General features: G+C 71.9%; 21 protein-coding genes. 16 read left to right on the forward strand and 5 right to left on the reverse strand.

What is annotated here, in order from left to right; genetic code table 11:
- Positions 1 to 18: 18 nt before the first annotated feature.
- The 12 genes from nusA to ACGWYJ_RS24860 all read left to right on the forward strand — a co-directional run bounded on the left by nusA (position 19) and on the right by ACGWYJ_RS24860 (position 16717).
- Positions 19 to 1050, forward strand: coding sequence for a transcription termination factor NusA (nusA, locus tag ACGWYJ_RS24805; RefSeq protein WP_395108722.1), 1032 nt, complete (start codon positions 19 to 21; stop codon positions 1048 to 1050).
- Between the two features lie 198 nt (positions 1051 to 1248).
- Positions 1249 to 1590 (forward strand): YlxR family protein, encoded by a 342-nt coding sequence (locus ACGWYJ_RS24810; RefSeq protein WP_395108750.1) that lies wholly within the window; start codon positions 1249 to 1251, stop codon positions 1588 to 1590.
- Positions 1591 to 1698: 108 nt separating this feature from the next.
- Positions 1699 to 4692 (forward strand): translation initiation factor IF-2, encoded by a 2994-nt coding sequence (infB, locus tag ACGWYJ_RS24815; RefSeq protein ID WP_395108723.1) that lies wholly within the window; start codon positions 1699 to 1701, stop codon positions 4690 to 4692.
- A gap of 417 nt (positions 4693 to 5109) precedes the next feature.
- Positions 5110 to 5406, forward strand: a complete 297-nt coding sequence (locus ACGWYJ_RS24820; protein WP_285695100.1) for a DUF503 domain-containing protein — start codon at positions 5110 to 5112, stop codon at positions 5404 to 5406.
- A gap of 35 nt (positions 5407 to 5441) precedes the next feature.
- Positions 5442 to 5930 carry a 30S ribosome-binding factor RbfA gene (gene rbfA, locus ACGWYJ_RS24825; RefSeq protein WP_395108724.1) on the forward strand — a complete coding sequence of 163 codons (489 nt, stop codon included), beginning with the start codon at positions 5442 to 5444 and terminating at the stop codon, positions 5928 to 5930.
- Positions 5927 to 7216 carry a bifunctional oligoribonuclease/PAP phosphatase NrnA gene (locus ACGWYJ_RS24830; protein ID WP_395108725.1) on the forward strand — a complete coding sequence of 430 codons (1290 nt, stop codon included), beginning with the start codon at positions 5927 to 5929 and terminating at the stop codon, positions 7214 to 7216. Before rbfA ends, ACGWYJ_RS24830 begins: the two co-directional genes overlap by 4 nt.
- The gene (gene truB, locus ACGWYJ_RS24835; RefSeq protein ID WP_395108726.1) at positions 7213 to 8100 is read left to right on the forward strand and encodes a tRNA pseudouridine(55) synthase TruB; all 888 of its coding nucleotides are present in this window, start codon (positions 7213 to 7215) and stop codon (positions 8098 to 8100) included. Before ACGWYJ_RS24830 ends, truB begins: the two co-directional genes overlap by 4 nt.
- A 304-nt stretch (positions 8101 to 8404) precedes the next feature.
- Positions 8405 to 9067 (forward strand): hemolysin III family protein, encoded by a 663-nt coding sequence (locus ACGWYJ_RS24840; protein ID WP_395108751.1) that lies wholly within the window; start codon positions 8405 to 8407, stop codon positions 9065 to 9067.
- Between the two features lie 134 nt (positions 9068 to 9201).
- The gene (locus tag ACGWYJ_RS24845; protein WP_395108752.1) at positions 9202 to 10143 is read left to right on the forward strand and encodes a bifunctional riboflavin kinase/FAD synthetase; all 942 of its coding nucleotides are present in this window, start codon (positions 9202 to 9204) and stop codon (positions 10141 to 10143) included.
- A gap of 157 nt (positions 10144 to 10300) precedes the next feature.
- Entirely contained in the window at positions 10301 to 10570 is a 270-nt protein-coding gene (rpsO, locus tag ACGWYJ_RS24850; RefSeq protein WP_285694999.1) for a 30S ribosomal protein S15, read from the forward strand.
- A gap of 1493 nt (positions 10571 to 12063) precedes the next feature.
- A complete protein-coding gene (locus ACGWYJ_RS24855; protein WP_395108753.1) occupies positions 12064 to 14385 on the forward strand; it encodes a polyribonucleotide nucleotidyltransferase in 2322 nt (773 codons plus the stop codon).
- Positions 14386 to 15394: 1009 nt separating this feature from the next.
- Positions 15395 to 16717, forward strand: a complete 1323-nt coding sequence (locus ACGWYJ_RS24860; RefSeq protein WP_395108727.1) for a M16 family metallopeptidase — start codon at positions 15395 to 15397, stop codon at positions 16715 to 16717.
- A 77-nt stretch (positions 16718 to 16794) separates the two neighbouring features.
- On the opposite strand, the gene ACGWYJ_RS24865 is transcribed toward ACGWYJ_RS24860, so the two are convergent.
- Positions 16795 to 17901 (reverse strand): AI-2E family transporter, encoded by a 1107-nt coding sequence (locus tag ACGWYJ_RS24865; protein ID WP_395108728.1) that lies wholly within the window; start codon positions 17899 to 17901, stop codon positions 16795 to 16797.
- Positions 17902 to 18013: 112 nt separating this feature from the next.
- Here ACGWYJ_RS24865 and dapB point away from each other — a divergent pair, with 112 nt between their 5' ends.
- From dapB to ACGWYJ_RS24880, 3 genes are read left to right on the forward strand one after another with little or no spacing between them, the layout of a single operon-like run.
- Complete coding sequence (gene dapB, locus ACGWYJ_RS24870) at positions 18014 to 18760, forward strand: 4-hydroxy-tetrahydrodipicolinate reductase (RefSeq protein ID WP_395108754.1); 747 nt, start codon at positions 18014 to 18016, stop codon at positions 18758 to 18760.
- Positions 18757 to 19359 (forward strand): transglutaminase family protein, encoded by a 603-nt coding sequence (locus tag ACGWYJ_RS24875; protein WP_395108729.1) that lies wholly within the window; start codon positions 18757 to 18759, stop codon positions 19357 to 19359. The genes dapB and ACGWYJ_RS24875 overlap by 4 nt, the downstream gene beginning before the upstream one ends.
- Positions 19360 to 19404: 45 nt before the next feature.
- A complete protein-coding gene (locus ACGWYJ_RS24880; protein ID WP_395108730.1) occupies positions 19405 to 20250 on the forward strand; it encodes a hypothetical protein in 846 nt (281 codons plus the stop codon).
- 19 nt (positions 20251 to 20269) lie between these two features.
- On the opposite strand, the gene modA is transcribed toward ACGWYJ_RS24880, so the two are convergent.
- Positions 20270 to 21031 carry a molybdate ABC transporter substrate-binding protein gene (gene modA / locus ACGWYJ_RS24885; RefSeq protein ID WP_395108731.1) on the reverse strand — a complete coding sequence of 254 codons (762 nt, stop codon included), beginning with the start codon at positions 21029 to 21031 and terminating at the stop codon, positions 20270 to 20272.
- 172 nt (positions 21032 to 21203) lie between these two features.
- Between modA and ACGWYJ_RS24890 the strand changes: the two genes are divergently transcribed.
- Positions 21204 to 21908, forward strand: a complete 705-nt coding sequence (locus tag ACGWYJ_RS24890; RefSeq protein ID WP_395108732.1) for a uracil-DNA glycosylase — start codon at positions 21204 to 21206, stop codon at positions 21906 to 21908.
- Here ACGWYJ_RS24890 and ACGWYJ_RS24895 read toward each other — a convergent pair.
- The 3 genes from ACGWYJ_RS24895 to ACGWYJ_RS24905 form a co-directional block, all read right to left on the reverse strand.
- Positions 21897 to 22763, reverse strand: a complete 867-nt coding sequence (locus tag ACGWYJ_RS24895) for a 1,4-dihydroxy-2-naphthoate polyprenyltransferase (protein ID WP_395108733.1) — start codon at positions 22761 to 22763, stop codon at positions 21897 to 21899. The genes ACGWYJ_RS24890 and ACGWYJ_RS24895 overlap by 12 nt on opposite strands.
- Positions 22764 to 22817: 54 nt before the next feature.
- A complete protein-coding gene (locus tag ACGWYJ_RS24900) occupies positions 22818 to 24581 on the reverse strand; it encodes an MFS transporter (protein WP_395108734.1) in 1764 nt (587 codons plus the stop codon).
- 100 nt (positions 24582 to 24681) lie between these two features.
- Positions 24682 to 25254: a GNAT family N-acetyltransferase gene (locus tag ACGWYJ_RS24905; protein WP_395108735.1), complete on the reverse strand. Its 573-nt coding sequence runs from the start codon at positions 25252 to 25254 to the stop codon at positions 24682 to 24684.
- Between the last annotated feature and the right edge of the window lie 35 nt (positions 25255 to 25289).

Below are 25289 nucleotides of genomic sequence, written 5' to 3' on the forward strand. Positions count from 1 at the left end.
AACCTCGTGGACATCGACATGACCGCTTTGCGGAGCCTGGAGAGCGAGAAGGACATCTCGCTCGACGTGGCCGTCAAGGCCATCGAAGACGCCCTGCTGATCGCCTACAACCGCACCGAGGGCGCGGCCCCGAAGGCGCGGGTCGAGCTCGACCGCGACACCGGCCACGTCACCGTGTGGGCGACCGAGACCGACGAGTCGGGCGAACCCATCAGGGAATACGACGACACCCCGTCGGGGTTCGGCCGGATCGCGGCCACCACGGCCAAGCAGGTGATCCTGCAGCGGCTGCGGGACGCCGAGGACGAGCTCACCTTCGGCGAGTACGCCGGCCGCGAGGGCGACATCGTCTCCGGCATCATCCAGCAGGGCAAGGACCCGCGGAACGTGCTGGTGGACCTCGGCAAGATCGAGGCGGTGGTGCCTCCGCAGGAGCAGGTGCCCGGTGAGTCCTACGACCACGGCGAGCGCCTGAGGGCCTACGTCGTGCAGGTGCGCAAGGGCCACCGCGGCCCGTCGGTGCAGTTGTCGCGGACCCACCCCAACCTGGTCCGCAAGCTGTTCGCCCTGGAGGTGCCCGAGATCGCCGACGGCACCGTCGAGATCGCCGCGATCGCCCGCGAGGCGGGACACCGCACCAAGATCGCGGTGCGCTCCCGCAAGCCCGGGGTGAACGCCAAGGGCGCCTGCATCGGCCCGCTCGGCAGCCGCGTCCGCAACGTGATGCACGAGCTGCGCGGCGAGAAGATCGACATCGTGGACTGGTCCGAGGACCCGGCCGAGTTCGTGGGCAACGCGCTGTCCCCGGCGCGGGTCTCCGCGGTCGAGGTGGTCGATCCGGACGCGCGGGTCGCCCGGGTGATCGTGCCCGACTACCAGCTGTCGCTGGCGATCGGCAAGGAGGGGCAGAACGCCCGGCTGGCCGCCCGGCTGACCGGCTGGCGGATCGACATCCGGTCCGACACCGAGCAGATCGAGCGGCCCGCCCAGGCGTCCTCGTCCCCGTCCGAGGCCGCCACCGGCGACGGCACCGCCCAGGCCCAGTCCTAGCCGTACCCGCCCGGCCCTGCCGCCTGGTAGTACGTGCCGCGCCGGGCCGGCGGAGCCCGGGGCCCGGCCTGAGCGGCGATGGGACCTGCCAAGTGGGGCCCCGGGCATAGTGGGGCCGCACGACGCGTTATACGGTCGTCGGCGATCCTAAACGGAATGAAGCGGCCGGATCCGGCGAAATTGGATCATGAGGAGCGCATGCGACAGGTCACGCCGACGCCTCGGCGCGGTAGACTTCCCTCACGTGGCCGTACGGTCCCCCAGCGCACCTGTGTGGGCTGCCGGGTTCGCGCGGCCAAGACCGACCTGCTGCGTCTGGTGGTGGTCGAGGGCGTGATCGTCCCCGACCCCGCGGGACGGCTGCCGGGCAGGGGTGCGCATCTGCATCCCGACCTGGGATGTCTCGAGCTCGCCGAGCGACGTCGGGCGTTCCCCCGGGCCTTTCGCCTGGCGGGGCCGCTCGACACCGGTGTGCTGCGCGACAGACTTGCGGCCCCGGCGCCGCGGCAGCAGGATGGCCGAATGGTAAGCGACGTCTAGTCGGAAGCAGGTCGAGATTGCTATGAGCGCTCGATGAGCACGCCGCGATGAGTACGGCAAGTTAGCGACGGCCCGGAGGCCGCACCCCCGGGCCGAGTAGGGAGTGCAGTGGCGAAGGTCCGGGTTTACGAGCTCGCCAAGGAGTTCGGTGTAGAGAGCAAGGTCGTCATGGCCAAGCTCAACGAAATGGGCGAGTTCGTGCGGTCGGCGTCCTCCACGATCGAGGCGCCGGTCGTTCGCAGGCTCACAGAAGCTTTCTCCAATTCTTCATCCGCCCCCGCCAAGCAGGGGGACAAGAAGGTCGCGTCCAAGCGTCCCGCCCCGCGCCCGCAGGCGCCGCGGCAGGGACAGGGTGGCGCGGCCGGTTCGGCGTCTCCGGGCGCCCAGCGCGGTGCCCGTCCGGCACCGCCCAAGCCGCAGGCCCCGCGTCCGTCCGCGCCCCGGCCCGGCCCCGCCGGTCCTGGTGGGCAGGGCGGCGGCCAGGGTGCCGCGCCCCGTCCCGGGCCGCGTCCTGGTCCGGTCCCGCCCGCGCCCAGCCAGCCTGTGACGCCCGCCGCCTCGGCTTCCCCCGCGCCGCCCGTACCGAAGGCGCCCGGTGGCGGCCCTGCGGGCGGTCGTGACGGCGGTCCCCGCGACGGCGGCCCGCGTCCCGGTCCGCGCGCGCCCAAGCCGGGCCCGCGTCCCGGGCCTCGTCCGGGTGCCGGTGGCGGCGGCCGTGGCCCCGGTGGCCCGCGTCCGGGCAACAACCCCTTCAGCTCGACCAACACCGGCATGGGCCAGGCGCCCAGGCCGGGTCAGGGCCCGCGTCCCGGCCCGCGTCCGGGCGGCGAGCGCTCCGGCGACCGTCCCGGCGGTCCGCGTCCGGCGGGTCCGCGTCCCGGTCCCGGTGCCGGCGGCCCGCGGCCGAACCCGGGCAACATGCCGCCGCGTCCCGCGGGCGGCCCGCGGCCCAGCCCGATGAACATGCCGTCCTCGCGGCCGTCCGCCCCAGGGCGTGGCGGCGGCCCCGGCGGCCCTCGTCCGGGCGGCGGTGGCCGTCCCGGCGGCGGTCGTCCGGCCGGTGCCGGGCGTCCCGGCGGCGGCGGTGGCGGCTTCGGCGGCCCGCGTCCCGGTGGCGGCCGTCCCGGTGGTGGTGGCGGCTTCGGCGGTCCCCGTCCAGGCGGCGGTGGCCGCGGCCGTGGCGGCACGCAGGGTGCCTTCGGGCGTCCCGGCGGGCGTCCCGCACGCGGGCGCAAGTCGAAGAAGCAGCGGCGTCAAGAGTTCGACCAGATGCAGGCGCCGGCGATCGGCGGCGTCCAGGCACCGCGCGGTAACGGCAAGGTGATCCGGCTGCCGCAGGGCGCCACGCTCACCGACTTCGCCGAGAAGATCGGGGCGAACCCGGCCTCGCTGGTCCAGATCATGCTGCACCTGGGCAAGATGGTGACCGCCACCCAGTCGGTGGAGGAGGACGACCTCCAGGCGCTGGGGCTCGAGCTGGACTTCGACGTCCAGGTCGTCAGCCCCGAGGACGAGGACCGCGAGCTGCTCGAGTCCTTCGACATCGAGTACGGCGAGGACGACGGCGACGAGAGCCACCTGCGTCCGCGCCCGCCCGTGGTGACCGTCATGGGTCACGTCGACCATGGTAAGACCAAGCTGCTGGACGCCATCCGGCACGCCAACGTGCAGGCCGGCGAGGCCGGTGGCATCACCCAGCACATCGGCGCCTACCAGGTGCACACCGAGGTCGACGGCGAGGAGCGCAAGATCACCTTCATCGACACCCCGGGTCACGAGGCGTTCACCGCCATGCGTGCCCGCGGTGCCGACACCACCGACCTGGTGGTGCTGGTGGTCGCCGCCGACGACGGCGTCAAGCCGCAGACCACCGAGGCGATCGACCACGCCACGGCGGCCGGGGTGCCGATCGTGGTGGCGGTCAACAAGATCGACGTGCCCGGCGCGGACCCGCAGCGGGTCCGGGCCCAGCTCACCGAGTACGGCCTGGTCGCGGAGGAGTTCGGCGGCCAGACCCTGTTCGTCGACGTCTCCGCCCGCCAGGGCACCAACATCGACGGGCTGCTCGAGGCGATCATCCTGACCGCCGACGCCGAGCTGGACCTCAAGGCCAACCCGGACATGCCGGCCCAGGGCTCGGCCATCGAGGGCCGGCTCGACCGGGGCCGCGGCACCGTGGCGACCGTGCTGGTGCAGCGCGGCACGCTGCGGGTCGGCGACTCGATCGTCTGCGGCGTGGCGCACGGCCGCGTCCGGGCGATGCTGGACGAGAACGGCAACAACGTCGACGAGGCGCCGCCGTCCCGCCCGGTGGAGGTGCTCGGCCTGACCGCGGTGCCGGACGCGGGCGACAACTTCCTGGTCGTCGAGGACGACCGGGTGGCCCGCCAGATCGCCGACCGGCGCAGCACGCGCAAGCGCAACGCCGAGCTGATCCGCAGCCGCCCGAGCGTCACCCTCGAGGACTTCATGAAGAGGGGCGAGCGGCAGGAGCTGCTGCTCATCCTCAAGGGCGACGTGTCCGGCTCGGTGGAGGCCCTGGAGGACTCGCTGTCGAAGATCGACGTCGGCGAGGACGTCAGCCTGCGGGTCATCCGCCGCGGTGTCGGCGCGATCACGCAGGACGACGTCAACCTGTCGCTGGCCTCCAACGGCGCGGTGATCATCGGCTTCAACGTGCGGCCCGAGCGCAACGCGCAGGAGCTGGCCGACCGCGAGGGCGTGGACATCCGCTTCTACTCGGTCATCTACCAGGCGATCGAGGAGGTCGAGGCGGCCCTCAAGGGCATGCTGAAGCCGGAGTTCGAGGAGGTCCAGCTCGGTACCGCGGAGATCCGCGAGATCTTCAAGGTGCCGCGGATCGGCAACGTGGCCGGCTCGATGGTCACCTCGGGCGTCATCCAGCGCAACGCCAAGGCGCGGCTCGTCCGCGACGGCACGGTGGTGGCCGACAACCTCACGGTGACGTCCCTGCGCCGGTTCAAGGACGACGCCACCGAGGTCCGCGAGGGCTTCGAGTGCGGTATCGGCATCGGCTACAACGACATCAAGCTCGGCGACGTGATCGAGTGCTTCGAGATGCGGGAGAAGCCCCGCGACTGAGCCCTCGTCCGCCGCGGGACGGACGGGACGGCCCGTCCGGGAGCGTCGTGAACGGGCCGCGGCGCGGCGCCAGGTGGGATCCCCGATCCACGCCTGGGCGCCGCGCCGCGGACGTGCCCGTTCCGGCGGTCTCGGCGCGGGGTCCCGGCCCGTGCCGCCGCGGCGTCGCGGAGCCCGGCGATCCCGATCGGGCGTGGCCCGTGCCGGTACGGCATGCCGGGATCGCGGTGTCCAGAGGACGCGGATGGCCGTGTGCGGCCGGGAACAACCCGTTCGTCCGGACAGGCCGGTTCGGCATACCCTGCCAGGCAGGGCGCGCCCCTTCCCCGTCCGGGACGGACGCGAACGTTCCGGGCCGCTCGTCCGCTGTGCCGCCTCCCGGTGAGGCGCCCAACTGAATCAGAGGTGATCCATCAGGTGTACGTGGGTGCGCTGACACTCGACCTGCTGCTGGGGGACGTCCGCTCGCTCAAGGAGAAGCGCTCGGTCGTCCGTCCCGTCATCGCCGAGGTCCGCAAGCGGTTCCCGGGCGTGGCCGTCGCCGAGACCGGCGACAACGACCTGTACCGCCGCGCGGAGATCGGGGTGGCCGTGGTGTCGGGCAGCGCGGGCAACTGCACCGAGGTACTGGACCAGTGCGAGCGGCTGGTGGCCGGTCGCCCCGAGATCGAGCTGCTGTCGGCACGGCGGCGGCTCTACAACGGCGAGGACTGACCTTCTCGCCAGGACCATGGAAAGGGAGTGCGATCATGGTGGACGCAGCGCGCGCGCGGAAGCTCGCCGACCGCATCCAGCAGATCGTGGCGGAGATGCTGGAGCGGCGGATCAAGGATCCGCGGCTCGGCTTCGTGACCGTGACGGACACCCGCATCACCAACGACCTGCGCGACGCCACCGTGTACTACACGGTGTACGGGTCGGACGGCGAGCGGGCCGAGACGGCGGCCGCCCTGGAGAGCGCCAAGGGCGTCATCCGGAGCGAGGTGGGCCGCAAGACCGGCGTCCGGCACACCCCGAGCATCACCTTCGTCCAGGACTCCCTCATGGAGAACGCCGCCCACATCGACGACCTGCTCGCCAAGGCCCGCGCCAGGGACGAGGAGGTCGCCAGGGCGGCGCAGAACGCCACCCACGCAGGCGACGCCAACCCGTACCGTGCCGATGACGTTACGGAGAGTGACGAAGTCGGCGAAACAGGCGACGACGAGGATGGCGACTTGGGACACTCGTCATCGTGAACGAGCCGGTGACTGGCCGGACGCGGGCGGCGGGGCCCGTCTGGACCAGCGATCACGAGGCCACGGGACCGGTCCGGGCCGCGGCGGCGCGAGGGGCCGCCGTCGACCACGCGCGGGCACGGGCGCGAGGCCCCGTCCCGCATGGCGTCCTGCTGCCCGCCGTCTTCTCGCCGGGCTCGCCCGGCCCGGTGCCGCCCGGCTCACCCGAGGCGTGGCCGGGCGGCGGCGACCGGCGCCAGGCCGGCGGGCCGGGCGGCCTGGACGACCCGCGTGACCGTTCGGGGGGCGGAGGCGGCGCCCACTGGGCCGACCTCGACTGGGACGGGGCCGTGGAGACCATCCGGGCCGCCGGCGACATCTGCCTGGCCTGCCACATCTCCCCGGACGGCGACGCGCTCGGCTCCATGCTCGCCCTCGCCCAGGCCCTGCGCTCCCTCGGCAAGCGCTGCGTGGCGTCGTTCGGCGAGCCGTTCACCGTCCCGGCCAGCCTGCGCTTCCTGCCCGGACAGGAACTGCTGATCGAGCCGGCGCGGATGCCCGCGGCCCCCGACGTGATGATCACGCTGGACGCGGCGGGCGCGGATCGGCTCGGCTCGCTGGCCGGCCGCGCCGCACGGGCCCGATCGCTGGTCGTCATCGACCATCACGCGTCCAACACCGGCTTCGGCGCGGTGCGGCTGGTCGACCCGGCCGCCGCCGCCACCGCCGTGCTGGTGGACGAGCTGATCCGCAGGCTGGGCGTGCCGCTCACCCGCGACGTCGCGCAGTGCCTGTACGCGGGGCTGGCCAGCGACACCGGCTCGTTCAAGTACCCGTGCACCACGCCGCAGGTCCATGACATGGCGGGACGGCTCCTGGCCGTGGGCGTCCGACCCGACGCGGTCAGCCGCGAGCTGTGGGACCGCGCCCCGTTCGGCTACCTGATGGTGCTGGCCGGCGCGCTCGGCCGTGCCCGTTTGGAACGTGACGCCGCGGGCGGCCTGGGCCTGGTCTGGACGACCGTCGAACGCGCCGAGCGCGACAGCCGAGGCGTCCCCTACGACCAGCTCGAAGGCGTCATCGACCAGCTCCGCCGCACCGACGAGGCCGAGGTCGCGGTCGTCTGCAAGCAGAACGACCAGGGTGACTGGTACGTCTCCACCCGTTCCAAGGGCACCGTCGACGTGGGACGCGCCTGCGTGGCCTTGGGCGGAGGCGGCCACCGCACCGCCGCGGCGTTCACCGCGACCGGCGAGCCCGCCGACATCCTCGACCGGTTCCGCGCCGCCCTGCGGGGCACGCCGTGACCGATCGGAAGGGGCCCCCGTCGGGGCTGGTCATCGTGGACAAGCCCGCGGAGTGGACGTCCCATGACGTGGTGGGGAAGCTGCGCCGCCTGGCCGGGACCCGGCGGGTGGGGCACGCCGGGACGCTCGACCCCATGGCGACCGGGGTGCTGGTCATCGGGGTGGAGAAGGCGACCCGGCTGCTGGGCCATCTGGCGCTGACCGAGAAGGGGTACGACGCCACCATCCGGCTCGGCCAGTCCACCAACACCGACGACGCCGAGGGCGAGATCACCGCCACCGCGTCCGCCGCGTCCGTCACCGAGGCCGAGGTGCGCGCCGGGGCGGCCGCGCTGACCGGCGCGATCCGGCAGGTCCCGCCGCAGGTCAGCGCGATCAAGGTGGACGGGCGGCGGGCGTACACGATGGCCCGCAAGGGGGAGCGGGTCGCCCTGGAGGAGCGCCCGGTCACGGTGCACTCCTTCACGATCACCGGCATCCGCCGTGAGGGCGACCTGCTGGACGTGGACGCCTCCATCGCCTGCTCGTCCGGCACCTACATCCGGGCGCTGGCCCGCGATCTCGGCGCGCGGCTCGGCACCGGAGGGCACCTGACCTACCTGCGCCGCACCCGTGTGGGCCCGTACGACCTGAGCATGGCCCGCACGATCGAGCAGCTCGAAGAGAAGCTGGACATCCTCCCGATCGGGGAGGCCGTGGCGGCGGTGTTCCCGCGCCGCGAGGTGGACGCGGAGGACGCCCGCAAGGTCATGCACGGCGGCCGCCTGCCCGCCATCGGACAGGGACCGGGCCCGGTCGGCGTGTTCGCCCCCGACGGCACCCTGCTGGCCTTGGTGGAGGAGCGGGGAAAGGCCGCCAAACCGCTGGCCGTCTTCGTCCCGTAGGGGACGCTTCTTCCCCGTTCCCGGAAGCCGTCAGGGCGCCGACACGGCCGGGAACTGGTTTCGGACGCCGCTCACATGGCACGATCCGAGTCATCGGCGTGTTCCCCCCAGGTTACGTGGCAGGGCTCACGCGGTCGGTCCCTTCCCCCTAACCTACGGTCGCGTAACCTACGTTACCGTAGGTTGTTGAGTGAGGAGGTCGCCAGTGACACCGCACAGCCACCGATTCACTGCGTCTTCGACCGAGGCCGCGACCGGCGACCGGGACGCGCGAGAGGCCGAACCCCCCGCCGCCGTCCGCGCCATGCCCGGCCCGGAACCGGAGGCCGCGTCGCCGACCCGGCCCCGCCTGCGCGGCTGGCTCCACCTGGGCGCCTTCCCCGCCGTCCTGCTCGCGGGGCTCGTCCTGATCGCGCTCGGGCCCACGCTGTCCGCCCGGCTGGCCTCCGCCGTGTACGTCGCGACGTCCGGACTGCTCTTCGGGATCTCCGGCACCTACCACCGGCAACGGTCCACCCGGCTCCTGGAGGTGCTGCGGCGCTTCGACCACGCCAACATCTACCTGATCATCGCGGGCACCTACACCCCGTTCGCCGTCGTCGCCCTGGACGGCGCCGTCCGCGCCGTCGTGCTCACCGTCATCTGGACGGGCGCGATCGCCGGCGTCGTCTTCCGCACCACCTGGGTCGCCGCGCCGCGCTGGCTGTACGTCACCCTCTACATCGCGCTGGGCTGGGTCGCGGTGCTGTTCATGCCCCAGTTCCTGGAGGGCGCCGGGGTCGCGGCCTGCGTCCTGGTGGCCCTGGGAGGCGTCGCGTACAGCGTGGGCGGTGTGGTCTACGGGCTTCGCCGTCCCGACCCGTCCCCGCGGTGGTTCGGCTTCCATGAGGTCTTCCACGCCTGCACGCTGGCCGCGTACATCATGCAGTACGTCGCCGTGTCCCTGGTCATCTACCAGTCGGCCTGAGGTCGGGGCCGTTACCAGCGGGTAGAATCAAGACACCCGCCCCTCGTACACCCCGCATCCGAGCCGCATGGCAGTCTTTAAGGCGTCTGAAGACGAGACAGACCGGCAGGCAGGTCGAACTCAGGGAGAGCATGGTGCGGCGCTGGCATGGCCTCGACGAGGTTCCCGCCGACTGGGGCAGATCGGTCGTGACGATCGGAGTGTTCGACGGTGTGCACCGCGGGCACCAGCGGATCGTCCGCAGCGCCGCCCAGACGGCCCGCGAGCGCGGGCTGCGCTCGGTGGTGATCACCTTTGACCCGCATCCCGACGAGGTCGTGCGCCCCGGCACCCACCCGCCGCTGCTGACCACCACCCGCCGCCGCGTCGAGCTCCTCGAAGGTCTGGGCACCGACGCCGTGGCCGTCGTCCCGTTCACGCTGGAGCTGTCCAAGGTGCCGCCGGACGAGTTCGTCCAGTCGGTCCTGGTCGACCGGCTGCACGCGGCCCACGTGATCGTGGGGGAGGACTTCCGCTTCGGGCACCGCGCCAAGGGCGACGTGGCGCTGCTGATCGAGCTCGGCGAGAAGTACGACTTCACCGCCGTGGGCATGCCGCTGGTCGCCAACGGCGACACGATCTCCTCCACCTACATCCGCTCCAGGCTCGACGCCGGTGCCGTGGAGGACGCCGCGCACGCGCTGGGCCGTCCCCACCGGGTCGAGGGCGTGGTGGTGCGCGGCCACCAGAGGGGGCGGGCCCTCGGGTTCCCCACCGCCAACCTCGAAACGCACCCGCACACCGCCATCCCCGCCGACGGGGTCTACGCGGGCCGCCTGGTGTGCGACTCCGCCCGCTATCCCGACTTCAGCTGGCCCGCCGCGATCTCCATCGGCACCAACCCGACCTTCGAGGGCGGCGAACGCACCGTCGAGGCGTACGCCTTGGACCGTGACGACCTGGACCTGTACGGCGAGCACATGGCGGTCGACTTCCAGGCGCGGATCCGCGACACGCTGAAGTTCGACTCGATCGACGCTTTGATCGAGGAGATGCACCGCGACGTCGCCCGGGCCCGCGAGATCACCTCGTCCTGACCCGCGGCGCCGCCATGGTACGGTGAAGAGTCGCCGGGGAAGGCCCCGGCTTTGGCGTGCTGCACCCTCATGCGGCCGCCCATCTTCCACGCACCACGCGGACCGCCGCGCCTCATCGCGCGGGATCTGCGGGTTGACGACCCATCGAAGGAGCCTCGTGTCGCTCGACACCGCCACCAAGAAGCAGATCATCGCCGAGTACGCGACCAGTGAGGGTGACACCGGATCCCCGGAGGTCCAGGTCGCGCTGCTGACCCGGCGGATCAACGATCTCACCGAGCACCTCAAGGAGCACAAGCACGACCACCACAGCCGCCGCGGCCTCCTGCTGCTGGTCGGCCAGCGTCGCCGTCTCCTGAAGTACCTCGCCAACAAGGACATCAACCGCTACCGCCGCCTGATCGAACGCCTGGGCCTGCGCCGCTAGCGAACAAGGGAGCGACCCCGGGGCCGCTCCCTTTTCCGTACGCCGCACAGAGGCGTCCCCGGCCGCCGGGCGGCGGCAGGGTTGTGACGCACAACGCCCCACGCCGCGTAAGATTGCGCAAAACAGAGTTACGGCATTCGCGGCAACGCCGTGGACAGGCCAAGGGCCGGTCGACCGCCAACCCGCGCGGCATGTGACTGTTCGGGCGAATCCCATGAACCGCTCAGGTTGCGGCTTCGCAACACCGCCGCGTTCGGCCAAGGCGGTGTTTGTAGGGCCACGGCTCTCCGGGTAGGACTCATGAGAGCCCGCGTCCACACGGACACGGACTCGCCGGCGCTCTTCAGCGGATCACAACCGCCGGAGGCCCGGACCCACAACAGACCGCGCCCGCGGCGGACGAAGGTCCGCCATAGATCCGGATGCCAGCGGTAGATCTGGGCCCAAGCGGACCGAGATCCGTAGCGGATCGCGGCGGCCGTGGTGGGACTGTGGCGGACGGTGTTCGCAGCGGTTCCGCGGCGTGCAGCGGATCAGGGTTCGGCGCAGGCCGGATCTGCGGCGGCCGGCGGCTCGTGGTAGGTCGCGCCACGCTGTGGGCCAAGGTCTGCGGCCGGTCCCAGGGCTCGTAGCCGCCGTGGGGCTGCAGCGACGGATGTTCGCAGCGGTCATGCGGTACGCAGCGGGCCGGGATGCGGCGCAGGCCGGGACCGCGGCGGACTGAGTTCCGTCGTGGCTCGTGGCGGACCCGGGTCTGAGCGGACCGGGGTTTGTGGCGGGTCTCAGGGCTCGTAGCGGTCGTGGGGCTGCGGCGGACGGAGGTCCGCAGCGGCCTTGCGGTTCGTGGCGGGTCGGGATCTGGTGCAGGCTGGGTCTGTGGCGGGTCGCGGTCGGCGGTTGATCGCGGCGCGGCGGTCCGAGATCCGTGGCGGATCGCGGCTCGTGGCAGCCGTGGGGCTGTGGTGGACGGATGTTCGCGGCGGTTTCGCGGCGCGCGGGCGGGTCGGGATCTGGTGCGCATCTGAGATTCGTGGCCAGCGGGTCTCTGCCGGGTGCGCGGCTTGTGAGGGCCGCGTTCGCCGGCGGGTGGAGTTGGGCGGTGCCGTGACAACGTGGGCTTTGGTCGGCGGGATTTTGGCAGACCAAAGCCGCAAAACCGGCGCTATGGCGTCCCGTGGGGTTGCGAGGGACGCTGGCGGGCCGGTACGCAAGACCCGGGACCCGTGGGTGCCGGAGGGGCCGTGACCGGTCATTCGGACGCTCGGCCCGGTACAACTGAACCTCAACCCCGTACAACTGGACAAACGGAAACCGCGGATACCCGCCCTGGTGCGGCCGGTCCTCGGTAGTGGCTTCCGGATCATGCCCCGTCCCGGCGGTGGCCGCGGATCCGGGCGCTTCGATCGAAGACCGGCACTGCGCGAAGCCACGGCAGAAGACCGCGGGAAACGACCGGAACCTGAGGAGGTTTCCCCGTGACAGATGCCGTGCGCATCGACGGCGCGCAGAGCGCCGAAGCAGTGATCGACAACGGTGCCTTCGGCACCCGGACCATACGGTTCGAGACCGGACGGCTCGCCCGGCAGGCGGCCGGTTCGGCCGTCGCCTACCTCGACGACGAGACGATGGTGCTCTCGGCCACGACGGCGTCCAAGAAGCCCAAGGAGAACCTGGACTTCTTCCCGCTGACCGTGGACGTCGAGGAGCGGATGTACGCGGCGGGCCGGATCCCCGGCTCGTTCTTCCGCCGCGAGGGCCGTCCCTCCGAGGACGCGATCCTCACCTGCCGGCTGATCGACCGGCCGCTGCGCCCGTCCTTCACCAAGGGCCTGCGCAACGAGATCCAGATCGTCGAGACGATCCTGTCGCTGCACCCCGACCACCTGTACGACGTCGTCGCGATCAACGCCGCGTCGATGTCCACGCAGCTGGCCGGGCTGCCGTTCTCCGGCCCGATCGGCGGCGTCCGGGTGGCGCTGATCGACGGCCAGTGGGTGGGCTTCCCGACCCATTCCGAGCTGGAGCGCGCGACGTTCGACATGGTCGTGGCCGGCCGCGTGCTGGCCGACAGCGACGTCGCGATCATGATGGTGGAGGCCGAGTCCACCCGCGACACGCTCCGCCTGGTGAGCGAGGGCGCCGTGGCGCCGACCGAGGAAGTGGTGGCGCAGGGCCTGGAGGCGGCCAAGCCGTTCATCAAGGTCCTGTGCAAGGCACAGAGCGAGCTGGCCGCCGTGGCGGCCAAGCCGACCGCCGAGTACCCGCTGTTCCCCGACTACACCGACGACGTCCTGGAGGCGGTCAACGCGGCGATCTCCGCCGAGCTCGCCGAGGCGCTGACCATCGCCGGCAAGCAGGAGCGCGAGGCCCGGCTGGACGAGATCAAGGCGTCCGCGGCGGAGAAGCTGGCCGCCGACTTCGAGGGCCGCGAGAAGGAGATCTCCGCGGCGTTCCGCGCGGTCACCAAGAGGCTGGTGCGCGAGCGGATCGTTCGCGACGGGCTGCGCATCGACGGCCGTGGCGTGAAGGACATCCGGCAGCTCACCGCCGAGGCGCACGTGGTGCCCCGGGTGCACGGCTCGGCCCTGTTCGAGCGGGGCGAGACCCAGATCATGGGCATCACCACGCTGAACATGCTCCGCATGGAGCAGATGATCGACACGCTGAACCCGGAGCGCACCAAGCGCTACATGCACAACTACAACTTCCCGCCGTACTCCACCGGTGAGACCGGGCGGGTCGGCTCGCCCAAGCGCCGCGAGATCGGTCACGGCGCCCTGGCCGAGCGCGCCCTGATCCCGGTGCTGCCGTCGCGCGAGGAGTTCCCGTACGCGATCCGGCAGGTGTCGGAGGCGATCGGGTCCAACGGCTCCACGTCGATGGGCTCGGTGTGCGCGTCCACCATGTCCCTGCTGGACGCGGGCGTCCCGCTGAAGCAGATGGTGGCGGGCATCGCGATGGGCCTGATCCACGAGGGCGGCGAGTACGTCACGCTGACCGACATCCTCGGCGCCGAGGACGCCTTCGGCGACATGGACTTCAAGGTCGCCGGGACCCGTGACCTGATCACCGCGCTGCAGCTGGACACCAAGCTGGACGGCATTCCCGCGTCCGTGCTGGCGGCCGCGCTGCGGCAGGCCAAGGGCGCCCGGCTGGCGATCCTGGACGTGATGGCCGAGGCGATCTCGGGGCCCGCGGAGATGAGCGAGTACGCGCCGCGGATCATCACCATCAAGGTGCCCGTCGACAAGATCGGCGAGGTCATCGGCCCCAAGGGCAAGATGATCAACTCGATCCAGGACGACACCGGCGCGGACATCACGATCGAGGACGACGGGACCATCTACGTCGGCGCCACCGACGGCCCGTCCGCCGAGGCCGCGCGGCAGGCGATCAACGCGATCGCCAACCCGCACATGCCCGAGGTCGGCGAGCGCTACCTGGGCACGGTCGTCAAGACCACCACCTTCGGCGCCTTCGTCTCCCTCCTCCCGGGCAAGGACGGCCTCCTGCACGTCTCGCAGATCCGCAAGCTGCACGGCGGCGCCCGGATCGAGAACGTGGAGGACGTCATCTCGGTGGGCGAGAAGATCCAGGTGGAGGTCACCGAGATCGACCAGCGGGGCAAGCTCTCCCTGGTCCCGGTCGAGGTCGTGGAACGCGAGGCCGCCGCCGCCTCGGAGAACGGTCCCGCCCCCTCCTCCGAGGCCGAAGGCGAGGCCCCGTCCGCCCGCGACAGCGAGTCCGGTGAACGCCGCCCGCGTCGCCGCCGTACGCGCCGCGGCTCCGCCGACGAGGCCCAGCGCAACACCTGAACCGCATGACCATCACCCGACCGGCCTGCGCTGCGCGCAGGCCGGTCGCCTTTTCAGGCGTCGCCCTACCCACCCGGCCACGCCGCGCGAGCCGACCCGCTGCCCCGACAGCAACCGCTCCCGGCTTCGCCTGGCTCGATCGCCCTTTACCTCCCTCAACTCCGCTCACTCCCAGACCACGTTGGCGGCTGCCGCGCGGCGTTGGCCCGGGAGCGAGGCAGTCCGCTTGCTGCGTGAGCACGGGGAAGGGGCGTCACAACGGTCCGGCTCTGTCCAGCCGCGATGGGAGCACTGTTCGCGTCGCCGTCGTACGCGCCATGGCTTCATCGATGGGGCTCAGCGCAACACCTGAGCCGCATAACCACCCTCGCGCGGAGCACAGGCCGGCCGCCTTCTCAGGGGCGGCCCTTCTCGCCCGGCCACGCCGCGCGAGCCAGCCGGCCCAAGGGCGACCGGTCCCGGTCTCGCCTGGATCGATCATCCTTCGCTCACGTCCGCACCACGTTGGCGGCTGTCGGGCGCGGCGCTGGGGTCATGGGCGACGTCGTCCGCCTTTCGCCCAATGCGTCGGCGAAGGTGTCACCCGTTCCGGACCGGGCGGTGGCGTGGGCGGGGAGGGAGCGTTCGCCGCTGGGGCGGTGATCGGTGGTGGTGCGGACTATGGGGGTCGAGCCTTACTCGGGCGGTGGGGGAGGGGCCTGACCGGGTTCGCCGACGGGTTTGTGGCTTCTGCGGGCCCGGGGTGGGTGTCTGTGTGGGAGGAGGATGAGCCGCGTTTGTGGAGGTTGCTTTGGGTGGGGGTACGGGCTGGTGGCGTTGGTTGGGTGGGGGTTTGGCGCCGGGCTGTGGTGTGGACGGGGTTTTGTGGGTGGGATTTTGGGGTGGCTGGTGGTGGCACCATGGTTGGGGTGCTGCGGCCTGTGGTCGGGTGGGCTGTTCGTGCTGGCCGGGCTGGGGTTCGGCGGTAGTTCGGTAGCGTTTGTCGATCGATGATGGAGAGCCACCTGTGATGCAGTCGGCCATGGTGCAGGAACCCGGCACCACCGAGACGATCCACCCCGGCGAGGGCGGTGCCGGCGTGGTGCGCCGGACCGTGCTGCCCGGCGGGCTGCGGGTGATCACCGAGACGATGCCGACCGTCCGGTCGGCCGCGTTCGGGGTCTGGGCGGGGGTCGGGTCCAGGGACGAGTCCGTGGAGGACGCCGGCGCCAGCCACTACCTGGAGCACGTGCTGTTCAAGGGGACGCGGCGGCGGTCCGCGCTGGAGATCTCCGCGGCGATCGACGCGGTCGGCGGGGACCTCAACGCGTTCACCGCCAAGGAGTACACGTGCTACTACGCGCGGGTGCTGGACGCCGACCTGCCGCTGGCCGTGGACGTGGTCTCCGACATGGTGGCCTCCTCGCTGAACCGGCCCGAGGACGTGGAGGCCGAGCGCGGGGTGATCCTCGAAGAGATCCACATGCGCGACGACGACCCCGGGGACCTGATCCATGACGAGTTCTCCATGGCCCTGTACGGGGACGTGCCGCTGGGCCGTCCCATCCTCGGGACGGTCGACTCGATCAACGCGCTGACGCGGGACCGGATCCACGACTACTACCGCCGGCACTACGTCCCCCCGAACCTGGTGGTCGCCGTCGCCGGCAACGTCCAGCACGAACAGGTGGTCCGGCTGGTCGCCCGGGCGTTCGAGGAGCATCTGACCGGTGACGCGCGGCCCTTCGAGCCGCGGATCGGCGGTGAGCCGGTGCCCGCGTCGCCCGCGGTGCGGGTCGTCGACAAGGACACCGAGCAGGCCCACGTGATCCTCGGCGGCGTCGGCGTCGCCCGGACCGACGACCGGCGGTTCGCCCTGGGCGTGCTGAACGCGGCCTTGGGCGGCGGGATGTCGTCCCGGCTGTTCCAGGAGGTCCGCGAGCGGCGTGGACTGGCGTACTCGGTCTACAGCTACACCTCCCACTACGCCGACACGGGGATCTTCGGGGTGTACGCGGGCTGCCGGCACGGCAAGGTCGACGAGGTGCTGTCGATCTGCCGGGACGAGATCGCCCGCATCGCCGACCGCGGCATCGAGGGCGAGGAGCTCGAACGCGGCAAGGGCCAGATGCGCGGCGCGATGGTGCTGGGCCTGGAGGACAGTGGGTCCAGGATGAGCCGCATCGGCAAGAGCGAGCTGGTGTACGAGTCGCTCCTACCGGTGGACGAGGTCCTCGCCAGGGTCGACGCCGTCACCCCCGACGACATCCGCGCTGTCGCCCAGGCCGTTCTCACCGCGCCCCAGGCCCTTACCGTGATCGGGCCGTTCGGCGACCGCGACTTCAGCTTGTAGGCGGGTCGCCCGCCTTCTCCGCTTCTCCCTTCTTCGTGATGTCGGGTGCCGGCGGTTCGGCTTCGCATGGCGGCTGGTCACTCCGGGGGTGGGCCTCGCTCGGGGCGTTGGGTGGGCTTGTTGGACAGGGCTTCCAGGTGGTCCAGGTGGCGGCGTTCGGCTCCGGGGCTCAGGAGGCCGTAGAGCCATCGTTTCGAGGGGTCGAGGTCGACCAGGAGGGCGCGGGCCAGGGTGCTGAGGGGGACGGCGAGGATGGCGCCCAGGGGGCCCAGGACCCAGGACCAGAGGATCAGGGAGATGGAGACCAGGGTGAACGACAGGCCCACCGCGTCACCCAGGAACTTGGGCTGGATCAGGGACTGCAGGACGAAGTTGATGACGCAGTAGGCCAGGATGACCCACAGCATCGTGGCCACCCCACTGTCCAGAAGGGCCAGTGCCGCGGGTGGGGCCAGGCCGATCACGAAGCCCACGTTGGGGATGTAGTTGGTGAGGAACGCCAGCAGGCCCCAGAGGATGGGGAGCGGCACGCCGAAGCCGTACAGGACGACGGTGTCGAGGGCGGCGACGATCGCGCCGAAGACGGTGCTGACGACCAGGTAGCGCGCGGTGTCGCGGGCGAAGCCGCGGAGCGCGGTGACCAGTTCGGGGCGGGTGTCCGACAGCTTCTCCAGCTGGCGGATCGTGCCGGTCGCGTCGATGCACATGCCTACCAGCATCAGCACGATCAGCAGGATCGCGGAGGAGGCGTTGAGCAGCCCGTTCAGCAGGCCCTGGATGAACCCGAACAGCCGGTCCGGGTCGAGGCGGGCCGCGGACTCGCGGAGCCTGCGCGCGTCGACGCCGTGCTCGGCCAGGGCGCGGGACGCGCCGTCGACCAGGCGGTTGAACTGGCCGGAGTAGCCGGGCAGCAGGTTGGCGAGCTCGGCGAGGGAGACGGCCAGCGCGGCGCCCAGCGCGAGCAGGAGCAGGATCACGGTGGTGAGCGGTACCGCGACGCAGACCCAGAACGGGGCGCCGTGCCGGTCGAGCCAGGCGCGCAGCGGGTTGACCGCGATGACGAGCACCAGCGCGAGGAAGATCGGGCCGACGACGGACGAGGCGGCCCGCAGCCCGGCCAGCGTCACCATGGTGGCCGCCGCGCCGATCAGGATCGGCAGCGCCGGAGAGCGCCCCCTCGCCATCCTTCACCTCCCGACCATTACTGATGGTCACCGTATCGCTACCCACTGACAGGGCCGCCGGCCGTGCCGGGCGCCGCGATAGGCTCGGCCGGTGTCACGTCAGGAGGAGCTTGTGATCAAGGTTGGGGTGCTGGGCGCGCGGGGCCGCATGGGGAGCGAGGTGTGCCGCGCCGTGGAGGGCGCCGACGACATGGAGCTGGTCGCCGCGGTCGACGAGGGCGATGACCGGGAGCCGCTCACCGGCGCGGAGGTCGTGGTCGACTTCACCCATCCCGGCGTGGTCATGGACAACCTGCGCTGGTGCGTCCAGCACGGCCTGCACGCCGTGGTGGGGACGAGCGGGTTCGACGCCTCCCGGCTGGACGCGGTGCGCGCCTGGCAGGCCGAGTACGCGGACGTCTCCGGCAACGTGCTCATCGCCCCGAACTTCGGCATCGGCGCCGTGCTGATGATGCATTTCGCGGAGAAGGCGGCGCCGTTCTTCGAGTCGGTCGAGATCGTGGAGCTGCACCATCCGAAGAAGGTGGACGCGCCCAGCGGCACCGCGTACCGCACCGCCGAAGTGGTGGCGGAGGCGCGTGCCAAGGCGGGGGTGCCCGCGTCCCCGGACGCGACCACGTCCGAGCTGGACGGTGCGCGGGGCACCGATGTCGGCGGGGTACGGGTGCACGCCGTGCGGCTCTCCGGCCTCATCGCCCACCAGGAGGTGCTTCTGGGAGGGCACGGGGAGGTCCTCACCGTCCGGCATGACTCGATGAACCGCGAGTCGTTCATGCCGGGGGTGCTTCTGGGCGTGCGCAAGGTGGCGGACCTTCCCGAGCGGCTCACCGTGGGCATCGAATCGTTGCTCGGACTGTGAGCGCCCTGGTCTTCGACGGCGAGCCGTGGGATTACCTCGGCGCGGACGAGGCCGTGGATCTGGAACACGATGTGGTGCAGTCCACGGCCTCGGAGCTGCGCGTCGGGGACGACGTCGCGTACGCCAAGGCCGCGTTCGGGCTGGTCCGTGACCGGATCAGCCATTCGATGGACGCCGGTGACCACCGTGTCACCTGGCGCGCGTCCGATGTCCTGAGCGAGGGCACGGGGTTGTGCTACGCGAAGGCGCACGCGTTCGTGGCGTTGCTGAGGGCGGGTGGCATCCAGGCCGGGTTCTGCTATCAGCGCCTGCGCGTGGGTGAGGACCCGAGCGATCCGTTCTTCCTGCACGGGTTCGCGGCCGCGCTGATAGACGACCGTTGGGTGCGTCTCGACCCGCGTGGCAACAAGCCGGGCATCCAGGTGGAGTTCTCAGCGGACGAGGACCGGCTGGCCTACACGCCCGACCCTGAGCTGGGGGAGAAGGACTATCCCACGGTCTACGCGGCCCCGCATCCGGCCGTACTGGACGTCCTGAAGGCGCACGACGATTGCGTGCGGATGTGCGAGACGGGTGCGCTGCCGTCCGCCGAACTTTGAAACCGAATCTGGTTCTGTGGCGTCGGGCGCGGCAGAATGCCGTTCATGGAGGACTCCTACGCGCGCGTCCTGTGGACCGCCATCGAACCCATCCACATCGTCACCTACTTCTGCCCCGAGTCCATACAGGCCAGTAAGGACGTGGGCCTGAAGGGTTACTGGATGGGCTACTTCGGTGGCCGTGCCGCCCCTCTGGGGCCTGTGGCACCCGGCGTCGTGGAGGCGACGTTCTACGGGTTCCACCCGAGGCTGGTGCGCCGGGCCATACCGGACGCATGGTCGTTCGCCTCGCCCGAAACGATCCTGCGGACACGGCAGGAGGCGGCCGCGAAGGTGCTTCGCCGCCTCGCCCCCTCGGTGGACGAGGTCGCCGTCAAGGCGAACCCGCTCCTGTCCAAGGTGATCGAGGCCGCGAACAGCCCGGGGTTCACGCTGTTCAGCGCGAACCGCGACGTGCCCACGCCAGAGGACCCGGTGGAGGCGCTGTGGCAGGCGTGCGCCACCTTGCGTGAGCACAGGGGCGACGGCCATATCGCCATCCTCGTCTCGGTGGGCATCGGCGGCGCCGAGTCCCTCGTGCTGGCCGCCGCGGTGGCCGATACGCCGTTCGACATTATCACCCAGACACGCGCCTGGACGCCCGAGGAACTGCAAACCGCCGTCGACAACCTCGCCGCACGGGGACTCGTGCACGGGGACGGCTCCATCACCGAGAAGGGCCGGGTCTTCCGCCAGGAGATCGAGGAGCGCACCAACCGGCTCGCCGCCCCGCCCTACCAGGTGCTGGACGACCCAGAGGAACTGGTCACGCTGCTGCAACCGGTGGCCCGGGCGGTGCTCGACTCCGGCGAGATCCCCTTCACCATCGTCAGCGTCCCCAAGCCCGCCTAGCCCCCCGCACGCCTGCCGTTCACGTGAGCGGCGTGACGAAGCCGTACTTGTTGAAGAGCGAGCGGGCCGTGGGGGAGGTCAGCCACGCCACAAAGGAGGCCGCCTCCTTCTCGTGGTCGCTCTCCTTCACGGCCGCCGCGACATAGGTCGCGGTGACGTTGTCGCTCGCGGGGATCGGGACGCTGCTGACGGCGGCGCCCGCGGAGCGCAGGTCGGTGATGTAGACCAGGCCGGCGTCCGCCTCACCCGTGCGGACCCGGTCCAGGACGGCGCGTGCGCTGATCTCCTCGGACGTCCACCGCACGGTCACGCCCGCGTCCTTGAAGACCCGCCTCGCGTACGCCCCCGCAGGGACGGTGGCCGCGCCGACCGCGACCCTCAGCCGCGGCTTGGCAAGGTCCTGCAACCCTCGGATGCGGCGCGGGTTGCCTGGGCCGACGGCGATGGTCATCGCGTTGTGCGCGACGATCCGGCGGCGCCCGGTGAGGAACTCGTCGGCCGCGTTCATGCTGGTCTCGTCCGCCGTGACGAGGACGTCGGCGGGCTCGCGCTCCGACAGGCGCCCGGCCATCTCCTGCGACCCTCCGAAGAAGGGCCGCACCCGCGTGCCGCGGCGCTCGTGCTGGTACGCCAGGCTCAGCTCTTGCAGGACCTCCTGGGTGGACGAGGCCGCCAGGACGGTGAGCGTCGTGGTCTTGGACGAGCCGCCACACCCGCCCACGCTCACCGAGGACAGCACGACGCAGGCGACGATTCGCCGCCACCGGGGGGAGTCGGGCATAGCCCGAGATCCTAGGGTCAGGCGATCCCAGGGGACGGCCTGACACGCGCCACCGTCCGGGATGAAATGGTCACGCGGGGGCGTTGGAGGTCCGGGCGTATTCGGCTCTGGAGTGTCGGTGCCCCCCGCTAGGGTTCCCGTAGCCGATCGACATCTTCCCCGGAGGCCCCCCATGGTTCTCGACCTTCTCGAACTGCTGCCCGGCGATTGGCGCGAGCGGCTCGACCCGCTCGTCGACCCGCTCGGCCTCGCCGCGCTGGGCGCGTTCGTCGCCAAGGAGTACGAGGAGCAGACGGTGTACCCGCCCCGGGAGGACCTGTTCAACGCGTTCCGTCACTGCTCGTTCGACAAGGCCCGCGTGCTGATCCTCGGCCAGGACCCCTATCACGGCCCGGGGCAGGCGCACGGCCTGAGCTTCAGCGTCCGGGACGGTGTGAAACTGCCGCCCTCGCTCCGCAACATCTACAAGGAGCTGGAAGCGGACCTGGGCGTGCCCGTCGCCAAGACCGGTGACCTCACCCCCTGGGCCGACCAAGGGGTGCTGTTGCTCAACGCGGTGCTGACCGTACGGGCGTCCGAGGCGGGCTCCCACGCCAACCGGGGCTGGGAGGAGTTCACCGACGCGGCGATCCGCGCGCTCAACGAGAAGGAGGAGCGGGTCGTGTTCGTCCTGTGGGGCGCCTACGCCCGCAAGAAGGCGAAGCTGGTCACGGGTGAGCACCACGTCGTGCACGAGTCGGCGCACCCGAGCCCGCTGAGCGCCAAGAAGTTCTTCGGCAGCCGCCCGTTCAGCACGGTCAACAAGGCGCTGACCGACGTGGGGCAGCCTGAGATCGACTGGGCCGTCCCCGGCCCCGCCGCCCTGTCAGAGGGCTAGGCCGAGGGCCAGCAGGCCCCCGTAGGCGAGCTGGAGGCGTCCCGTGCCGCCCAGAACGGGAATGAGGCCGGGGCCGGTCGCGCCTTTCAGCACGGTCTGGGTGGGAGGCAGCGAGAGCGGCGCCGACAGCAGGGCGAGCAGGGCCCACGGGTGCGGCGCCGCCACGGCCAGCACGATGGTGTACGGCAGGGCGGTGCACGCCGCGTACAGCAGCCGGGTACGGCGGTCGCCCAGCACCACGGCCAGGGTGCGCTTGCCGGACGCCTCGTCGGTAGGGATGTCGCGCAGGTTGTTGGCCACCAGCAGAGCGCAGGCCAGCAGCCCGATCGGCACCGCCGCCGCCCACGCCTCCCACGGGATCCCCTCGACCTGGACGTACACCGTCCCGACAACGGCCACCAGCCCGAAGAAGACGAACACCGAGACTTCGCCGAGCGCGCGATATCCGTAGGGGTTCTTGCCCCCGGTGTAGAACCAGGCGGCCAGGATGGCCAGCGCTCCCACGGCGAGCAGCCACCAGCTGGTGACGGCGGCCAGCACCAGTCCCGCCACGGCGGCGGCGAGGAAACAGCCGAGCGCGGCCCCTAGCACCTGTCCGGGCGGGGCGGCTTTGGAGCCGACGAGCCGCAGCGGGCCCACGCGCCCCTCGTCCGTCCCTCTCACGCCGTCGCTGTAGTCGTTGGAGTAGTTGACGCCGATCTGCAGTGCCAGGGCGACGAAGGCGGCCAGGAGGGCGCGCCACCATACGGCCTGGCCTTCGCCCAGGGCGACGCCCGTGCCGACGACGACGGGGACGAGGGAGGCGGGAAGCGTGCGGGGCCGCGATCCGGCGACCCATTGGGAGAGCGTGGCCACTGGTTACCGTTGGTCCTCTTCGGTGCTGAACCGGGGTCGGGGATAGAGCGGAGACTAGGCGGAGAGCGTCGGACCTTCCGATTGTCCCGGATCCCGCTCAGTGCTCGGACGCCCCGCCACGCCGCCCGGCACCAGCTCCGGCGCCCCCGCCGCAAACGTCCGCTGCGCCGCGCCAGAGGGACGCAGGCGCGCCGACACGGCGAGGCCCAGGGCGAGGATCGCGGCGGTGACGAGCATGGCGTCGCGGGTCGCGTCGGCCAGGCTCTCGTCCGCCGCGGACGCCAGGGCGGCACGGTCGGCGTCGTCGTGCAGCTCACGCGCGTACGTTCCGGCGCTCTGCCGCAGCTCGCGCGCGATGGCGGCCTGCTGCGCGGGCGGCAGCTCGGAGCCGCGCAGGCGGTCGGCCATGGACGCGCCGAGGCCGGTGGCGAACACCGTCCCGATGAGGGCGATGCCGAGCGCCGCCCCGACCTGCCTGGCCGTCGACTGGGTGCCGGACGCCTGCCCGGCGCTCTCCGGCGGCACGTCGGCGAGCGAGACGTTGGTGAGCTGCGCGGAGGTCAGCCCCAGCCCGATCCCGTACAGCAGCATCCAGGGCGCCAGCCCGAACCCGGTGGTGGACGCGGTCAGCGTGAGCGCGAGGGCGAGGACGGCGGCGACCTCCATCGCCATGCCGATCCGGACGACCCGGTGCGCGCCGCGCCGGTTCGCGAGCCTGCCCGCGTACCCGCCGGACAGGATCGCGCCGGCCGCGAGCGGCAGGATCGCCACGCTGATCTGCAACGGCGCGGCGCCGTGCACGCCCAGCAGGAACAGCGGGACGACGAACACCAGCCCCAGCTCGCCCACGTTGATCAGGGCGGAGGCGAGGACGCCGTGCCGGAAATTGGCGATCGAGAACAGGGACGGGTCGAGCATCACGGAACGTCCCGAGGCGGCGCGTGCCCGTTCCACGGCGACCAGCGCGGCCAGCAGCACCGTGCCGGCGCCGAGCACGACGGGGACCGGTGAGAGTCCGCCCACCGGCCAGTCCAGCGGCCCCGTGGAGTACGGGCGGATCGCCGTCCACCACCCGTACGTCTGGCCCTCGATGAGCCCGCACACCAGCGCGCCGAGCCCGAGGACGGTCAGCGCGCCGCCCGGCCAGTCGATCTCGCGCAGCGCCCCGAGCGCACCGGCACGCCGTGTCCGCCGCGCGGCCGTGTCCCGCGTCTCCGGGACGAGCGCGAGCGCGCCGGCGATCAGCGCGGCGCCGAGCGGCACGTTGATCCCGAACGCCCAGCGCCAGCCCGCGGAGGACGCCACGGCGCCGCCGAGCAGCGGGCCCAGCGCGGCCATCCCGGCGATCATCGAGCCCCAGATCCCGAACGCGACGGCCCGTTGCCGGCCGGTGAACATCGCGTTCACCGTGGCGAGGGTGGCGGGCAGCACCATCGCGGCGCCCACGCCCTGGAGGGCGCGCGCGGCGATGAGCGCCGAGCCGTCCCCCGCGGCCGCGACGCCGGCCCCGGCCAGCGCGAAGATCGTGACGCCGAGCAGGAACGCCCGGCGCCGCCCGAACAGGTCGCCGGCCCGCCCGAGCGGGATCAGCAGCGCCGCGAACACCAGCGCGTACACCGAGCTCGCCCATTCGGCGTCGGTGGTGGTCAGGCCGAGCTCGGTGACGATCCGGGGCAGCAGGACGCCCATGATGGTGGCGTCCACGACGATCAGGGAGACGCCCAGGCTGATCACGAGCATGCCGAGCCAACGCCGGCGGCCGGGGTCCTGGGCGGCCGTCCAGCCTGCGGACGGCGTCGCGTAGGTGGTCACGGGCACGGCTTCCAACCTAAGCCCGCCCTCCGGAGTCCCCTCACCGACCCCATACTTGCGGACCCGCCCCGTCCTTCGCGGGCGTTACGACTCCCCTAAGGCCGCCCTATGGCTGACCTAGGAAGGCGGGTCGATCCGGCGGGCTGATGTCGGTGTGCAGGCGGATCTGGCGGACGGGCTGGCCCATGTCCAGATCGCGGGCCGTGCCGTCCGGAGCCCACCCGGCCGAGCCCAGGAAGGCGCGGAGGACCTCGTCCCGCTCGAACACCCAGGTGATCACCGTGGTGAAGCCGTCCTCGCGGAGCAGGTCGACCGTGGCGGCCAGCAGGCGGCTGCCATGCCCGGCGCCCACATGCGCCGGGTCGACCAGGAGGGTCAGCAGCTCGGCGGTGACGGCCGGGTCCCGGTCGGGGTCGTCCTCGGCCGGGCCGTGCGCGGCGAACCCGACGACCAGGTCGGACGACACGGCGGCCAGCAGCCGGTGCCGGGGTCCCGGCGGGGACGTCACCGCGTCCGTCCAGCGCTCGCGCCACACCTCACGCGCGGCGGGCGCGGTCACCTCGTCCAGAACGCCGGCGGGCAGCAGGTCGCGGTAGGCGTGGCGCCAGGCGCGCACCTGGATGTCGGCGACGGCGGCCGCGTCCGCGCGGCGGGCGGGCCGTACGCCCACATCGGCCATGTGCCCCGTCCTCTCCTCGGTTTCCGGGCCAAACC

This window comes from Actinomadura sp. SCN-SB, assembly GCF_043906805.1.
Lineage (GTDB): Bacteria > Actinomycetota > Actinomycetes > Streptosporangiales > Streptosporangiaceae > Spirillospora.